The organism is Celeribacter marinus, assembly GCF_965656515.1.
Classification (GTDB): domain Bacteria; phylum Pseudomonadota; class Alphaproteobacteria; order Rhodobacterales; family Rhodobacteraceae; genus Celeribacter; species Celeribacter marinus_D.
Map to the genome: position 1 here is coordinate 1 of NZ_CBFHKW010000006.1, position 14959 is coordinate 14959.

15 protein-coding genes and 1 tRNA gene are annotated in these 14959 nt (G+C 58.2%); 10 read left to right on the top strand and 6 right to left on the bottom strand.

Annotation, left to right across the window (positions count from 1 at the left end):
- The coding region (locus tag ACTG34_RS02455) for a TrgA family protein (protein ID WP_439103451.1) at positions 1-572 on the top strand (572 nt) is incomplete at its 5' end.
- On the top strand, positions 569-1441 hold the full coding sequence (locus ACTG34_RS02460; protein ID WP_439103452.1) for an NUDIX domain-containing protein: 873 nt from the start codon (positions 569-571) through the stop codon (positions 1439-1441). The genes ACTG34_RS02455 and ACTG34_RS02460, both read left to right, overlap by 4 nt.
- A gap of 2 nt (positions 1442-1443) precedes the next feature.
- Here the strand turns inward: ACTG34_RS02460 and ACTG34_RS02465 are convergent, their stop codons facing one another.
- From ACTG34_RS02465 to cobA, 3 genes are all read right to left on the bottom strand, one after another.
- On the bottom strand, positions 1444-2685 hold the full coding sequence (locus ACTG34_RS02465) for an MFS transporter (protein WP_439103453.1): 1242 nt from the start codon (positions 2683-2685) through the stop codon (positions 1444-1446).
- A 128-nt stretch (positions 2686-2813) separates the two neighbouring features.
- On the bottom strand, positions 2814-4103 hold the full coding sequence (locus ACTG34_RS02470) for a cobyrinate a,c-diamide synthase (RefSeq protein WP_439103454.1): 1290 nt from the start codon (positions 4101-4103) through the stop codon (positions 2814-2816).
- 1 nt (position 4104) lies between these two features.
- The gene (gene cobA, locus ACTG34_RS02475; protein WP_439103455.1) at positions 4105-4962 is read right to left on the bottom strand and encodes a uroporphyrinogen-III C-methyltransferase; all 858 of its coding nucleotides are present in this window, start codon (positions 4960-4962) and stop codon (positions 4105-4107) included.
- Positions 4963-5067: 105 nt separating this feature from the next.
- On the opposite strand from cobA, the gene ACTG34_RS02480 reads away from it, so the two are divergent.
- From ACTG34_RS02480 to ACTG34_RS02500, 5 genes are all read left to right on the top strand, one after another.
- Positions 5068-6123 carry a cobalt-precorrin-5B (C(1))-methyltransferase gene (locus tag ACTG34_RS02480; protein ID WP_439103456.1) on the top strand — a complete coding sequence of 352 codons (1056 nt, stop codon included), beginning with the start codon at positions 5068-5070 and terminating at the stop codon, positions 6121-6123.
- The gene (locus ACTG34_RS02485) at positions 6120-6848 is read left to right on the top strand and encodes a cobalt-precorrin-6A reductase (protein WP_439103457.1); all 729 of its coding nucleotides are present in this window, start codon (positions 6120-6122) and stop codon (positions 6846-6848) included. The genes ACTG34_RS02480 and ACTG34_RS02485 overlap by 4 nt, the downstream gene beginning before the upstream one ends.
- Complete coding sequence (locus tag ACTG34_RS02490) at positions 6845-7468, top strand: DNA-3-methyladenine glycosylase family protein (RefSeq protein ID WP_439103458.1); 624 nt, start codon at positions 6845-6847, stop codon at positions 7466-7468. The genes ACTG34_RS02485 and ACTG34_RS02490 overlap by 4 nt, the downstream gene beginning before the upstream one ends.
- A complete protein-coding gene (locus tag ACTG34_RS02495; protein WP_439103459.1) occupies positions 7468-8133 on the top strand; it encodes an alpha/beta hydrolase in 666 nt (221 codons plus the stop codon). Before ACTG34_RS02490 ends, ACTG34_RS02495 begins: the two co-directional genes overlap by 1 nt.
- Positions 8134-8656: 523 nt before the next feature.
- Complete coding sequence (locus ACTG34_RS02500; RefSeq protein WP_439103460.1) at positions 8657-9241, top strand: HNH endonuclease; 585 nt, start codon at positions 8657-8659, stop codon at positions 9239-9241.
- 7 nt (positions 9242-9248) lie between these two features.
- On the opposite strand, the gene ACTG34_RS02505 is transcribed toward ACTG34_RS02500, so the two are convergent.
- Positions 9249-10190 carry a radical SAM protein gene (locus ACTG34_RS02505; protein WP_439103461.1) on the bottom strand — a complete coding sequence of 314 codons (942 nt, stop codon included), beginning with the start codon at positions 10188-10190 and terminating at the stop codon, positions 9249-9251.
- Positions 10191-10463: 273 nt separating this feature from the next.
- Here ACTG34_RS02505 and zwf point away from each other — a divergent pair, with 273 nt between their 5' ends.
- The 3 genes from zwf to pgi all read left to right on the top strand — a co-directional run bounded on the left by zwf (position 10464) and on the right by pgi (position 14303).
- Positions 10464-11918 (top strand): glucose-6-phosphate dehydrogenase, encoded by a 1455-nt coding sequence (gene zwf / locus ACTG34_RS02510; RefSeq protein ID WP_439103462.1) that lies wholly within the window; start codon positions 10464-10466, stop codon positions 11916-11918.
- Positions 11915-12586, top strand: coding sequence for a 6-phosphogluconolactonase (gene pgl, locus ACTG34_RS02515; RefSeq protein ID WP_439103463.1), 672 nt, complete (start codon positions 11915-11917; stop codon positions 12584-12586). Before zwf ends, pgl begins: the two co-directional genes overlap by 4 nt.
- Positions 12587-12686: 100 nt before the next feature.
- Positions 12687-14303, top strand: coding sequence for a glucose-6-phosphate isomerase (gene pgi, locus ACTG34_RS02520; RefSeq protein ID WP_439103464.1), 1617 nt, complete (start codon positions 12687-12689; stop codon positions 14301-14303).
- 98 nt (positions 14304-14401) lie between these two features.
- On the opposite strand, the gene ACTG34_RS02525 is transcribed toward pgi, so the two are convergent.
- Positions 14402-14695, bottom strand: a complete 294-nt coding sequence (locus ACTG34_RS02525) for an SCP2 sterol-binding domain-containing protein (RefSeq protein WP_439103465.1) — start codon at positions 14693-14695, stop codon at positions 14402-14404.
- Positions 14696-14813: 118 nt separating this feature from the next.
- A tRNA-Gly gene (locus ACTG34_RS02530) sits at positions 14814-14887 on the bottom strand.
- Positions 14888-14959 lie beyond the last annotated feature (72 nt).

Genomic DNA, 14959 nt, shown 5'->3' on the forward strand with positions numbered 1-14959 from the left:
TGGGCGCAACTTTCGCAGCTATTGCGCAAAAGCGCCTTGAAAATGCGCCGTTTGCGAGGTGTCGTGAGACATCTCGCGCGGGGCCACATTGGCCGCACTCTCGCGCTCACTCTACATTGCAGGTTGTTATGCCCACAGCGTCTAAACTCGTTGCCGCACTTTGGTTCGCCCTTTTAGGTTGGTTTGCCGCCGAACTGGCCAAAGGGCACATGCCCGATGGCACGCAGTTCGGTTGGTTTTCTTACATGACGGGCGTGATCGGCTTTGTCGTGGGGTGGAAGTTTTTGGGCAAACGCGCGGGCGACACCATGCGCGCGGCCTACGGCTACGGGTTCACGGCAAGTATATTATTGGTGTTTTGGGCGCTGCTGTACTTTTCGGGCGAGGAAATGATTCACCGCGCTTTGGACACGCGGTATCGCGGCCCGATGCATGCACTGGCGGGCATGGTCGATCTGTTCAAAGATTATGCGCTGAGCGTTGTGATCCGGTTCGATGTGGCCATTACCCTCGTCGTGGGCGGGCTGTTTGGCGGATGGTTGACAGAACAAACGGCGCGGCGGTGGTCATGACGACAGATCCGTTTGCGGGCCTTGGCGCTGAATTCTCCGATCATGAACACGCGTTTTTGCGTGCAGTACTCAAGGATCAAACTGGCCTGACCCACGATATCGTGCGTGCGGCGGCCGTTGAAATTTTGGCCCACAAACACAACGGGCGCAGCGTCGAGACCGTGCGCGGGCATGTGGCGCAAATCCTGACGCGGGCGTGGTCGCGGGTGCGCGCACAAAACAGTCCGCGCGCTCTTGACCCGCGCAGAGAGACCATGACGCGCACCGCCGTCACAACTGTGCGCCATGTGATGCCGTATTTGAACTACTTCACCTTGGAAGACAGCCATTTTACCCATGCCCGCTTTGACGGGACGCAATCGGGTGAGATGCAACGGGCGGTTTTTCATATGGCCGATGCCGTGACCGTATTGCCTTATGATCCTGTGCGTGACCGCGTTTTACTGGTTGAACAGTTGCGCTTTGGTCCGTTCGGGCGCGGCGATGTGTATCCATGGACCTATGAGCCTGTAGCGGGACGCATTGATCTGGGCGAGCCGCCAGAGGTGACCGCACGCCGCGAAGCGCATGAGGAGGCGGGGGTCACATTGGCGGCGCTGCACAAAGCGGGCGATTACTACGTCAGCCCTGGCGCTGCGACCGAGTTTTTGGTGTCATATGTCGGCATCGCGGATTTGCCCGATGATGCGGCGGGTGTCGGCGGATTGGCCGAGGAGCACGAGGATATTCGGGCGTTTCTCGTGCCGTTCGACGCCCTTATGGCGATGTGTGACGCGCATCAACTCGACACTGGCCCGCTGTATCTCACCGCACTTTGGTTGGCGCGTCATCGTGACAGGTTACGCAAAGAGTGCGGCGTAACGGCCTGACTTTAGGCCTCTTTTGGCTGCATCCAAAGCCAGATGAGAGCCGCACCCGCAAGCGTGAGAAACGGAATCATCGCAAGGTTGACCGCGTTCCATCCGTCTTGCGGTGATCCGCCCGAACAGTTCATCAAACCGCCTGAGGCCAGCGAGGCCACGGTTACGCCGCCAAAGACCAACAAGTCATTGACCCCTTGGATACGGCCGCGCTCGGAGGGCTCATGGGCCGAGGCCAACATGGCGGTCGCTCCGATAAAGCCAAAGTTCCAGCCAATACCAAGCAAGACAAGAGCGATAAAGAAATTCTCGACGTTGACGCCCGCCATGCCGACAATGCCTGCAAGACCAAGGATGATGAGACCCGCCGCCATGATCTTTTGCACGCCGAACCGCGCAATCAAACTACCGGTGAAAAACGAGGGGACAAACATCGCAAGGACGTGCGCCGACACGATATCGGCGGCCATGTTTTGCTCAAACCCGCAGCCGACGACCGCCAGAGGCGTCGAGGTCATCACAAGGTTCATCAACGCGTAAGACACCATTCCCACGATGATCGCCACGGCCACGCGTGGCGTGCGCAACAACGCCATGGTCGAGCGGCCAAGGTGTTCACCGTGTTTGGCCACGGGTGGTTTGGGGATTTTGAGAAACAGGAATAGACCCGAACCGATCAGGTTTATTGCGATAACGGCGAGATAGCTGCCAAGGAACGGGACGACCATGGCTTGGGACGTGGCTTTGACCAATTGCGGGCCAATGATGGCCGAGGCCAGACCGCCCGCCATAACCCATGAAATGGCTTTCGGTTTAAAGGCGTCGTCGGCGGTATCGGTGGCGGCAAAGCGAAAGAACCCTTGGCTCGACTGATACAGGCCGGTGAACAGGCCGCCGACAACAAAGAGCCAAAAGTTCTGTTGTAACAAGGCGATAGCGCCAATAGATGCGCCCACGGCCCCCGCAGATGTTCCAATCCAAAACCCAACGCGCCGCCCGAACCGCTGCATGATCCACGACAGCGGTGTGGCCGACAACATCGACCCGAGAACAACGGCGGTAATGGGCAATGTGGCAAAGCACAGGTTCGATGCCAACGACTGACCCGCTAGCCCTGCGATGATAAAGATCATCGACATCTGCGCGCCCAAGAATGCCTGAGCCGCCACAAGGATATAGACATTGCGGCGCGCGACATGGGGCAAAATGTGAGAGTGCGTATCTGGCTGAGCGGCTGACTGAGAGTCGGACATGGGAAACATTCCAAATTATATATCTGTTTGTGCTTTACCAACACGGTCCCCGCTTGGAAAGGGGGGCACCTCACGTCCCGCTCGATCGGTTTTGCACAGCCGCGCACGTTTGAGCGTGCACTGTGGTCCTATGTGCGGTCGATCAGGTGGACGAATGAGCCGCTCACAGCCCCGTGAACCAAGCCTTGTGGGCCTAAATCCGTACCTTCGGCGTCCGAGGTGTTCAAAAGCGGTGTCCCGTCGGCTTTGAGCGTGGTCGCGTAGTGAAATTCATGCGCGCTCCATGAGCCTGCAAAAGGGCCATGCATCACAGTTGCGCTGCGGTATCCCAAGTGCAACTTGCGCGTCTCGAATGATGTCTCAAGGGGCAAAAGCCCCGCCATTCGGTGGCGCACACCGTCTTTGTCGATCAACCCATCGCCCAGAACCATATAGCCACCACATTCGCCGTAAACGCGCCGCCGTGCTGCGGCTTCGCGCAAGGATTGTAAAAAACGGTGGTTCGCGGCCAGTTTGCCCGCGTGCAATTCGGGATAGCCACCCGGCAAGTAAATCAAATCGCTCGGCGGTGCCGGTTCGTCGGCAAGCGGAGAAAATGTTGTAATATCTGCGCCTTGTGCACGCCAGTCGGACAATAGGTGCGGATAGGCAAAGGCAAAGGCCGCATCGCTTGCCACCGCGATGCTTTGCGCAGGTGGCGGTGTGCGCGGGCCCGAGGCGAGGCTGTGAAACGCACTGGCACTGGTCAAAAGGGCGTCGATATCCACGCTCGCCTCGATGGCGTCCGCCGCGCGATCCAAAAAGGCGTTAAGATCGGATCTCTCACCGGCTTGGACCAACCCGAGGTGGCGTGATGGCGTGGCAAGGCTGGCATCACGCGGCAGGGCGCCAAGGACCGGAATGGACAGGGGCGCGAGCGCGCGGGTCAGCATCGCGGCGTGGCGCAGACTGCCCACTTTGTTGAGGATCACGCCCGCAATGCGTACGCGCGCATCATGGCCCGCAAATCCGGCGACCATCGCCGCCGCCGAGTGTGCCATACGAGAGGCATCCACAACGAGGATCACGGGGATATCAAACATTTTGGCCAGATCGGCACATGCGCCTTTGCCGTCTTGCGTGGGATCCGTGGCGTGGGGCGCGCCGTCAAACAGGCCCATTGCGCCCTCGATGATCATCAGATCTTCGGGACCATGGGCGAGTGCCGCGAGCCGCTCGGTCGTCATCGCCCATGCATCAAGGGTCACACAGGGCGCACCACTGGCCGCCTCGTGAAAGCGCGGATCTATATAATCTGGGCCGGATTTGGCGGACCGCACGGTGTGCCCGCGCCGTTTCAAGGCCCGCAATAGACCAAGGGTGACGGTGGTTTTGCCCGAACCGGACGCAGGTGCGGCGATCAAAACTCCGCGGCTCATCCTAGCGCTCTTCGGCGGGTTTGCCGCGTCCCAATGGATCGAGATTGCGCGGAGTCTCGCCGCGCTCCAAGGCCTGCCAGTCCAACACTTGCCGCATCAAGACGTTGCGCCCGACACAGATAATCGCGGGGGGCTCCATCTTTGTCGCGGCGATATCATCAAGCATCGCACCAAGCGTGGTTTCCAACACTTTTTGGTTTGGCGTGGTGGCTTGCGACACAATCGCCACAGGCTCGTCCTCACTGCGCCCCGCACCCAAAAGGCCGCTGCGGATAACTGGGGCGTGTTTCATGCCCATGTAGATGACCAGAACGCCCGAGGCGCGCGACAGGGCGTCCCAATCAAGGCTGTCTGGGGTTTCGCCGCGTTGGTCATGGCCCGTCACAAAGGTCACGGATTGATTGACATCGCGGTGGGTGACGGGAATGCCTGCATAGGCCAGACCGCCAATACCTGCGGAAATACCCGGAATGATGCGCACGGGGACACCGTGTTGAATGAGGGTCTGGGCCTCTTCGCCACCGCGCCCGAACACGAACGGATCGCCGCCCTTGAGGCGCAACACCCGTTTGCCCGCACGTGCCAGATCAACCAGTCGCAATGAAATGTCGACCTGTTTGGCCGAAGGCTTGCCGCCACGTTTGCCCGCATAGATCATGTCGGTACCTGCGCGCGCCCAGTCCAGAATTTGAGGGGCAACAAGGGCGTCGTATACGATCACATCCGCTTGGCGCAGAGCATTCACCGCGTGCAAGGTCAACAGGCCCGGATCCCCAGGGCCCGCACCACATAGCCACACCCATCCAGGTGTCAGTTCCGGCCAGTCGCCAGAGGGTAAAGAAAGCGTAGATTCGGTCATGTGATCCTTATGGCGCGGGTCTGGCCCTGTTGCAAAGGTAGAGCGTGCAATCTGTGTGTAAAAACAGCGTGGTCATTTGCGCGCTGCCCGCGATATAGTCGCTACATGAGTGAGACACCTGTCCTTAATCCCAAACCTTTGCGCCGTGGTTGGACCACAGGCGCCTGTGCGACTGCGGCCACGCGGGCCGCGCTGCATGCGCTTTGGGGGGCGGGCTTTCCCGATACGGTGCGCATCACATTGCCCAAGGGCGAGCGGCCGCGGTTTGCGCTGTCCTATACCGCGCAAGGGGACGGTTGGGCCGAGGCGGGTATTGTCAAAGATGCAGGGGACGATCCTGACGTGACGCATGGTGCGGAAATTCGCGCGCGGGTTGCTGTCTCAACGGGCGGTGTGACGTTCAAAGCGGGCGCAGGGATCGGCATTGTCACCAAGGCGGGCTTGCCCATTGGCGTGGGGGAGCCTGCGATCAATCCCGTGCCGCGCGACATGATGCGCGCGCAGGTTGCGGACATGGCGGCGCGATTGGGTCACGCGCCCGATGTCGAGATTACGATCTCCATTCCAAACGGCGAAGCGATTGCGAAAAAGACATGGAACCCGCGCCTTGGCATCAAAGGCGGGTTAAGCGTGCTTGGCACCACGGGCATTGTGCGGCCGTTTTCATGTGCGGCGTGGATTGCGTCCATCCACCGCGGTGTTGATGTGGCGCGCGCCGAAGGTCTTGCACATGTGGCGGGGTGTACCGGTGCAACCTCGGAGCGGGTGGTGCAGGCGCATTACGGCCTGTCTGATGGCGCGATGTTGGATATGGGCGATTTTGCCGGTGGTATGTTGAAATACCTCGCAAAACACCCTGTGGACCGCGTCACGATTGGCGGCGGCATCGGCAAACTTGCGAAACTGGCGCAAGGCGAAATGGACCTTCATTCCAAGCGCTCACAGGTTGATATGCAGTTTTGGGCCACGGAAATGCGTGATCCTGATGTGGCGGGGGCCAATACGGCCCTTGAGATATACGAGACCAAAGGCGCGTCCTTTGCCGCTCTTGTGGCGCACAAAGCCCTTGATGCGGTCAACGCGCGTTTTGGCGGGCAGGGCATGCGGTTCGACATTATTGTGATTGACCGTGCAGGTCAGATTATTGGGACGGCGCAATGATCCTTTTGTTGGCGGGTACGACTGAGGCGCGCAATCTTGCAGAGCATTTGGCGGATTGCGATATCGCTTGTGTGGCGTCCCTTGCAGGGGTGACGGACAGCCCTATTGCCTATCGCGGCGACACACGTGTGGGCGGCTTTGGCGGAGAAGCTGGGTTTGTGCGCTATCTCGAACAGGCGGGCATTCGCGCCGTGATTGATGCCACGCACCCGTTTGCCACGGCCATCACCGCGCGCACGGCGCGGGTCTGTGCGGCGCGTGGTTTGCCGTATTTGCGCTATGAGCGCGCCGAATGGCGCTCGCGTCAGGGCGACACATGGCACGAAGCCAAGGATCGTGCGGATTTGGCGCGGATCATCCCGCGCGGCAAACGCATCTTTTTGGCGACAGGGCGTCAGACCGTCGCGGATATGACCCATTTGAACCATAGCGCGATCTGGGCGCGGGTGGTGGATGCGCCACGTGATCCGTTTCCGATGTCGAACGGGGCGTGGATCACCGGACGCCCGCCGTTTAGCGTTGAGGCAGAAGTGGCGCTGTTTCGCGAACTCAAGCCCGACTGGCTTGTGGTCAAAAACGCAGGGGGCGCTGCGGGGCGGGCAAAACTTGATGCGGCGCGTGCCCTTGGCCTGTCGGTGGCGATGATTGCGCGGCCCAAGTCGCCCGATGGGGTGACGCGGCGCGAACAGCTTTTGGATGCGCTCGAATGGGCGCAAAGCCTATGAGGATCATCACCGAGACCGCGTGCGTGGCCGAAGGGGCGGCGTATTTGGCCGACCTTGAACCACGGTTTGCCTATGCGCTCAGCCAGACGGGACCATTGCCGCTGCGTCGCAAGACGGACGGGTTTGAACAGCTGTTATCCGCCATTGTCAGTCAACAAATCTCTGTGGCTGCGGCCAACGGGATTTGGGCGCGGCTGAAAGTGGCCAAATTGACGGGACCGCGCAAGATTATGTGGGCAAGCGACGACGATCTGCGCGCCTGTGGCCTGTCGCGCCAAAAAGTCCGCTATGCCCACGCATTGGCCGAGGCGCGCGTTGATTATAAGGCTTTGCGCACCGCACCCACCGATGAGGTGATCGCAACGTTGACACAGGTGTCGGGCATTGGCGTGTGGACAGCGGAGATATATGCGATGTTTTCTTTGGGTCACGCCGATGTCTTTGCCCCCGGTGATTTGGCCCTCCAAGAAAGTGCGCGGATGCTGTTTGATCTACCCGAGCGCCCCAAAGAGCGCGCATTGCGCCAGATGGCTGTGGCATGGTCGCCGTGGAGATCGGTTGCAGCGCGGCTATTGTGGGCCTACTACCATGTTGAAAAATCACGCGAAGGAATACGGTAATGGCAAATCTGGACAGTAAAACACGCGATAGTCAGTCGGGCCGCGTGAGCAATGTTGTGGTGTTCTTGCACGGCTACGGGGCGGATGGCGCAGATCTGTTGAGCTTGGCCGATCACATGGCTGAACACTTGCCCGATACCGTCTTTATGGCGCCTGATGCGCCAGAGCAATGCACCGGAAATCCAATGGGATTTCAATGGTTTCCAATCCCGTGGATTGATGGCTCATCGGAAGAAGAAAGCCGTGACGGGTTGTTGCGCGCCGTCGATGAATTGAACGACTACCTCGACACTATTTTGGTCGACTACAATCTCGAGCCGGATCAGTTGGCCCTCGTCGCGTTCAGCCAAGGAACCATGATGGCGCTGCATGTTGCACCGCGCCGCGAAGATGCGATTGCCACATTGGTTGGCTTTTCGGGCCGTCTGTTGGAGCCTGAACTGCTGGTCGATGAAAAACGCGTGACCTTTCCCGTTTTGTTGCTGCATGGCGACGAGGACGATGTTGTGCCGCCGCAATCGCTGCCCGAGGCCGCCGAAGCGCTTCAATCTGCGGGGTTCGAAGAGGTGTTTGCCCATATCGAGCGTGGCACAGCACATGGAATCGCCCCTGACGGTCTTTCGGTCGCTTTGGCGTTCTTGTGCGACAAATTGGGCTATGAGTGAGCGCTAAATCGGTGGCTTTTCTCTTGGTTTGCGGCAGTGCGGCGTAAAACGGCTAAATTTCGCCATAATGCGAAAGATCGGCTTGACGTTGCAGGCGGGGGTGTTACCGTCCCGTTACACAACTTGGAGGGTTATATGGACTTTATCGCGCTAACCGCACTCGCACTTGCTGCAATGGCTCTGGTGTCTTACGTTCTACGCCCAACCCAAGAGTGCGCACCTGTTCGTGTGCGTACGGATGATCGCCGCCGCTAACGCGCCCGACGAGACATCCAACGACAAAGAGCGCATCCATCGGGTGCGCTTTTGTCGTTTTTGGAGGCGAGACGGCCTGCGCAGACAAAGTTTCGCCCAAAGAATGGTCATCGCGCTGTTACATCGCCGTGCAACTGTGCCCTCAATCAAAACGGCATATCATGGGGCTTGTCAGGTTGCCGCTACGATATATAGTTTAATTATGAGTGGGGCGGGTGCCCGTCCTTAACTTGAACAGGTAGTCAAGGCGGAGGCGGCTGCGCGTCAAATGGATGGTGATTTTAGAACAGAGTTTGTGCGTGATCCAGGTTCAACGCGCATAAATCCCGCACTTGTGTTGAACGCAGATTACCGCCCGCTGAGCTATTATCCGTTGTCGTTGTGGCCATGGCAGGAGGCGATCAAGGCGATCTGGCTCGATCGTGTGGACATCGTGGCGCAATATGACAGTTATGTGCATTCTGCGAACCATAAAATGCGGATTCCGTCCGTTGTCGTCCTCAAAGATTACGTCAAACCGGCAAAGCGCGTGGCGTTCACGCGGTTTAATTTATTTTTGCGCGATGAATTTTGCTGTCAATATTGTGGCGCGCGGCGTGAATTGACGTTCGATCACGTTATCCCACGCGCACGCGGCGGGGTCACGTCATGGGAGAATATCGTGGCAGCTTGTGTGCCGTGCAATTTGCGCAAGGGGTCGCTATCGGTCAAGCAGGCCCGCATGCATTTGCGAAAGCCGCCGCGCATGCCGATGTCGGAGGAGCTGCGCAATAAAGGCCGCAAATTCCCACCAAACCATATGCACGATACATGGCTTGATTTTCTCTATTGGGATACGGAGTTGGAGGCCTAGTAAGGCATCACGCCGAACACGATGCCCCCCCCAGGACACAGAATTTGGCGCAATGCGGGTGGTTTAGCGCCACATCACGCGCCGCACCCTCAAGGGTGGGGCCAAGATCAAACTCAAGATCATAGGGCAGCAACGTGCAGGCCACAACGCTGGGCGCACAGCCTTTGCGTTTGACCACCATGCGGCTTGACGCGCACATCACGCTGTCGGGTGTCTTGCCCAGAATACCCCAGCACGCGGTGGTGATTTCGGGCACCTCTACTGTCTCGTCCATTTCGGGGAATATAACAGTCATAGCAGGGTCTTGCGCGTCGATGTTATAGTTGTGCGCGGCGAACATTTTTGCAAATCCCGCGCGGGTTTCGGCGTCTGTTTCATGCCACAGCGAGCGCGCCGCAACCGCCATTTTGACGCCCGCGCCGCGCAACCAGTCCATGCCTTTGAGGGTGCGCTCATAGCTGCCTGGGCCGCGCATCTCGTCGTGGGCGGCTTGTGACCAATGATCGAGAGAGACGCGCAATGTGAGTTTGTCGCCAAATTCCGCGCACAGTGCAGCCAAATCCGCCTGCACATTCGGCCGCATCATCGGCAGCATCGCGTTTGTGAGGATCAAGACCTCATACCCACGGCTCAACGCCTCACGCGCCATGGCGCACATCTGCGGGTTCATGAACGGCTCACCGCCGGTAAAGGCGATCTCGCGCACGGACCACGCAAGCCCGTCCAATTCATCCAGATAGCCGCGCAGATCATCCACGCCGATGTATTCAAGCGCATCGTTGGTGGGGGAGCTGTCTATATAGCAGTTCACACAGGTGATATTGCACAGCGTGCCGGTGTTGAACCAAATGGTTTGAGGATCGCTAAACGCCACGCGGGCGCGCGCACTGCCATCGGCGGTGATATCGGCGTTTTGGAACTTGCCCGCGTTTGCAATGGTGTCTTTCATTTGGCCCTCGTCTGTTTCAAAAGACGGTAAGAGATTGAGCTGGTGATGAAAAGTAGGCGTTTGCAGCCCCACGAGATCGTGAAAATCGGTTTTATTGTCGGTGGTGGGTTGTGAGAGGGGGGTGAGGTGCTAGACTTTGATCCAAGACAACGGTAAACGGCTATCGTTAGCGCTAACTAAGTCACTGCGATGTAGTGCGTGCCGGCGCGACAGACGCATAACACTAAAGCGGCGGCCTGATGCAAATGGCGCGCCGCAACTGGGAGACAAACGATGGTTTCACGTGTCATTCCGGTCGATGATTTCGACCTTGTGATTTTTGGCGGCACGGGCGATCTCGCACGCCGCAAAATTCTCCCGGGCCTGTACCGCCGCTTTTGTTCGGGCCAGATGCCAGAACAGGCGCGCATTATCGGCGCTGCGCGCGGTGACATGGATGACGCGGGATTTCGCGATCTGATCCGTGACGCGATCAAAGAATTTGCCAAAAAGAACGAGTGTGACGACGAGAAAATTGGCGCATTCTTGCAGCGGCTCCACTTTGTCACCATCGATGCCAAGGGGGAGGGCGGTTGGAGCGACCTGCGTGACCTGATGCGCGATGGCGTGGTCAAAGCCTTCTATTTCTCCGTTGCCCCAAGCCTGTTTGGTGATTTGGCCAAGCGCCTGCACGAATTCAAGATTGCCGACGACGAAAGCCGCATTGTGGTTGAAAAGCCGTTTGGCCGCGATCTTGCCACCGCCAAAGCGTTGAACGCGGGTCTTGCTGCGCATTTCGACGAAACACAGATTTACCGCATCGATCACTATTTGGGCAAAGAGACGGTTCAAAACCTGATGGCCGTGCGCTTTGGCAATATTTTGTTCGAACCACTTTGGAACAGCCAATACGTCGATCACATTCAGATCACAGTGGCTGAAACCGTGGGTGTTGGCGGGCGTGGCGAGTATTACGACAAATCGGGTGCGATGCGCGATATGGTGCAAAACCACCTGATGCAACTGTTGTGCCTCATCGCGATGGAGCCGCCATCACGCTTCGAGCCTGATTCCGTGCGCGATGAAAAGCTCAAAGTTATCCGTGCGTTGGAGGATATCGACCATCACCACATCGTGCGTGGCCAATACGATGCCACCGACACCGAACAAAGTTATCGTGACGATGCGGGTGATCCGCGCTCACGCACCGAGAGTTATATCGCGCTGCGTTGTTTGATTTCCAACTGGCGGTGGGCGGGCACCCCGTTCTATTTGCGCACAGGCAAAAAGCTCAAGGCCCGCACGTCCGAGATTGCCGTTGTGTTCAAAGATGCGCCACACTCGATCTTTGGCGAGGATGCAGGGCGTCACGCCAACGTCCTCACCATCCGGTTGCAGCCCAACGAGGGTATGACCCTCAAGGTGACGATCAAGGAACCCGGCCCGGGCGGCATGCGGTTGATTGATGTGCCACTTGATATGAGCTTTGCCGATGCTTTGGGCGAAGAGGCCGACGACATTCCAGACGCCTATGAGCGTCTGATCATGGACGTGATCCGTGGCAACCAAACGCTGTTTATGCGCGGCGACGAGGTTGAGGCGGCATGGGCATGGACCGATCCGTTGATCAATGGGTGGGAAGCACGCAATGATGTGCCCAAGCTGTATGACGCCTATTCATCAGGGCCAGAAGATGCCGCAATGATGTTGCACCGTGAGGGACGCCGCTGGCGGGAGGTCAAGGAATGAACATTGTAGAGTATCCCGACCGCGAGGCGCTTTTGCTCGATCTGGCTAACACAATCGCGGGAGAATTGCGGGCGGCATTGGAAAGCAATGACCGGGCATCTCTTTGTGTGCCCGGCGGCACCACCCCCGGTCCCGTGTTCGATACGCTGTCGGGCGTAACGCTGGATTGGGACCGCGTGGACGTGCTTTTGAATGATGAGCGGTGGGTGCCCGAGAGTTCTGATCGCTCAAACACGACATTGCTCAAGCAACGTTTGTTGGTGGATAAGGCGGCCGCGGCCACGCTCGTGCCGCTCTATGCCGACACGCCAACACCCGAAGAGGGGTTGGACGGCTTGATGGCCGCGATTGAGGCCACGTTGCCCCTTGATGTCCTTGTGTTGGGCATGGGCGCGGATATGCATACCGCAAGCCTGTTTCCGGGAGCGGATCAGTTGGAATTGGCGCTCAGTGATGCGGCCCCAACGCTTTTGGCAATGCGCGCGCCCAATGCGCCAGAACCACGCATTACCCTGTCCGCCAAGGCGCTCAAATCCGCAATGGCCACACATATTTTGATGACAGGCGACGAGAAACGCACCGCACTAGAGCGCGCCGCCACTTTATCGCCCATCGACGCGCCCGTGTCGGTGTTTTTGGCCCAAGCGACCGTGCACTGGGCGCCGTAGCGCGCCACGGTACGGGATATACGGATCCGTTTTCCACACCTTAACTGTTTTATGGTATCCACGCGCATGTCGCGCATTCAGATGAACGTAAGGACCACATATGCCTGTTGATTTTTCAGCGTTGAACGCGCTCCACACTGCGGCGGGATCGCGTCACATGCTCGATCTGTTCGACGCGGATAAATCGCGGGCCGAGGATTTTTCAGCCCGTGCGGACGGTCTGTTGTTCGACTATGCAAAGACCAACATTGATGTCCAAACGCGTGATGCCTTGTTTGCTCTGCTCGATGAGGCGGGTGTCGCCGACAAACGCGAGGCGATGTTCACCGGCGAAAAGATCAACGACACCGAAGGGCGCGCAGTGCTGCACACGGCGTTGCGTAACCTTGATGGCGGACCCGTTTTGGTGGACGGAAAAGACGTTATGCCCGAGGTGCTAAACACCTTAGCGCGCATGGATGATTTCGCGGATCGTATTCGGCGCGGGGACATCTCATCTGTGTCCGGATCGCCGTTCGAGGATATCGTCAATATCGGAATTGGCGGCTCAGACCTTGGCCCCGTGATGGCCTATGAGGCGATGCAACCCTACGTCGACGGGCCGCGCTGCCACTTTGTCTCCAACGTCGACGGGGCGCATATCCATGACGTTCTGGCCCGTGTGAACCCGCAAACAACCCTGATCATTGTGGCCTCAAAAACATTTACCACCATCGAGACGATGACAAATGCGCAAACTGCGCGTGACTGGCTTGTCCCGCATATCGGCGAAGATGGTGTTTCCAAGCATTTTGCAGCTCTCTCCACGGCCAAAGACAAAACGGCCGCGTTTGGTATCGACCCTGATCTTGTGTTCGGGTTTGAGGACTGGGTTGGCGGGCGCTATTCCGTGTGGGGGCCGATTGGTCTGTCGTTGATGATCGCCATTGGTCCGCAAAATTTTGCTGACTTCTTGCGCGGCGCTCAGGCGATGGACGTTCATTTTCGCACTGCAGCCCCCAAAGACAACTTGCCCGTCCTACTCGCACTTGTCGGGGTGTGGCACAATCAGGTGTGTGGACACGCGACCCGTGCCGTGCTGCCCTATGAGCAGCGCCTCGTGCGACTTCCGGCGTATTTCCAACAGTTGGAAATGGAAAGCAATGGCAAACGCGTCTCGATGGATGGCGAAGAGTTGCCCTATCATAGTGGCCCCGTTGTCTGGGGCGAGCCGGGCACCAATGGTCAACACGCGTTTTACCAGTTGATCCACCAAGGCACGCGAGTGGTCCCCTGTGAATTTATGGTCGGCAAATTCGGCCATGAGACCCATCTGGACCATCAGCATGAATTGCTCGTCTCCAACTGTCTGGCGCAATCCGAAGCGCTGATGCGCGGGCGCGATATCGATGAGGCGCGCGCTCTTATGGCGGCCAAAGGATTCGAGGGCGCCGAGTTGGAGCGTCAGGCGGCGCACCGCGTCTTCCCCGGAAACCGTCCTTCGACCACCTTGGCCTATGAGGTGCTCACGCCCTTTGTTCTTGGCCAGATCATCGCGCTCTATGAACACCGCGTCTTTGTTGAGGGTGTTATTTTGGGCATCAATTCATACGACCAATGGGGTGTGGAATTGGGCAAGGAGTTGGCACTGGCGTTGCAGCCGGTTCTGTCGGGCAACAAAAGTGGCTCGGACAAGGACGGTTCAACCCGTCACCTGATCGACTTTCTTAAGGTCTAAGAGATTATGATATAAAGACAATTTAGGGCAGGGGTCGCAATGATCCCTGCCTTTTTCGTGGTGCAAAGCTGTGTAAGGCCAGTCTCGCCTAGCGTGGCCTAGCCAAACAAGCTGCCAAACTTCATGGCCGTTTTTGCATCGCCGACGATTTTGAGTTTGCCAAACATCACCGCTTTCATCGGGTGCAATTCGCCGTGCAGAATTTTAGTGAATGTCTCTTGTGAGGCGATCACGGCCGCGTCCGCGCGCGCATCCGAGACCTGTGCATCGTGCCCGAGGATAAAGATATTGCCCACGTCGCTCACGCGCATCGACACGGATTTCTCGAACTCTACGTCCTTGAGGCGCGTCAATAGCTCTGCGACTGCCATGTCTAAAAACGGATCGGCCATTGAATGCTCCTGTTGCCCTGACCAATGGTGGCAGATGGACAGTCCAACCAACAGCGAGACGTTGCGTCGTGCAGTTGCATCGTGGTGATCTCATAGATTTGTGGATGTGGGTATTTGTTGGAGCGGGTAACGGGAATTGAACCCGTAACTAAAGCTTGGGAAGCTGCCGTGATACCTTTTCACCATACCCGCTCATGAGGTGAGAGGTAGTCAAACCCTGCGAGAGGGTCAAGGGATATGCGGCCCCGCGCGTTAAAAAAGCGC

Excerpts from the sequence above, each read along its gene's own strand:
- ACTG34_RS02505 (WP_439103461.1), bottom strand. The coding sequence starts at position 10,190 with ATGAAAGACACCATTGCAAACGCGGGCAAGTTCCAAAACGCCGATATC.
- ACTG34_RS02460 (WP_439103452.1), top strand. The coding sequence starts at position 569 with ATGACGACAGATCCGTTTGCGGGCCTTGGCGCTGAATTCTCCGATCAT.
- ACTG34_RS02485 (WP_439103457.1), top strand. The coding sequence starts at position 6,120 with ATGATCCTTTTGTTGGCGGGTACGACTGAGGCGCGCAATCTTGCAGAG.
- zwf (WP_439103462.1), top strand. The coding sequence starts at position 10,464 with ATGGTTTCACGTGTCATTCCGGTCGATGATTTCGACCTTGTGATTTTT.
- pgl (WP_439103463.1), top strand. The coding sequence starts at position 11,915 with ATGAACATTGTAGAGTATCCCGACCGCGAGGCGCTTTTGCTCGATCTG.
- ACTG34_RS02500 (WP_439103460.1), top strand. The coding sequence starts at position 8,657 with ATGGATGGTGATTTTAGAACAGAGTTTGTGCGTGATCCAGGTTCAACG.
- ACTG34_RS02495 (WP_439103459.1), top strand. The coding sequence starts at position 7,468 with ATGGCAAATCTGGACAGTAAAACACGCGATAGTCAGTCGGGCCGCGTG.
- pgi (WP_439103464.1), top strand. The coding sequence starts at position 12,687 with ATGCCTGTTGATTTTTCAGCGTTGAACGCGCTCCACACTGCGGCGGGA.
- cobA (WP_439103455.1), bottom strand. The coding sequence starts at position 4,962 with ATGACCGAATCTACGCTTTCTTTACCCTCTGGCGACTGGCCGGAACTG.
- ACTG34_RS02525 (WP_439103465.1), bottom strand. The coding sequence starts at position 14,695 with ATGGCCGATCCGTTTTTAGACATGGCAGTCGCAGAGCTATTGACGCGC.
- ACTG34_RS02490 (WP_439103458.1), top strand. The coding sequence starts at position 6,845 with ATGAGGATCATCACCGAGACCGCGTGCGTGGCCGAAGGGGCGGCGTAT.
- ACTG34_RS02470 (WP_439103454.1), bottom strand. The coding sequence starts at position 4,103 with ATGAGCCGCGGAGTTTTGATCGCCGCACCTGCGTCCGGTTCGGGCAAA.
- ACTG34_RS02480 (WP_439103456.1), top strand. The coding sequence starts at position 5,068 with ATGAGTGAGACACCTGTCCTTAATCCCAAACCTTTGCGCCGTGGTTGG.
- ACTG34_RS02465 (WP_439103453.1), bottom strand. The coding sequence starts at position 2,685 with ATGTCCGACTCTCAGTCAGCCGCTCAGCCAGATACGCACTCTCACATT.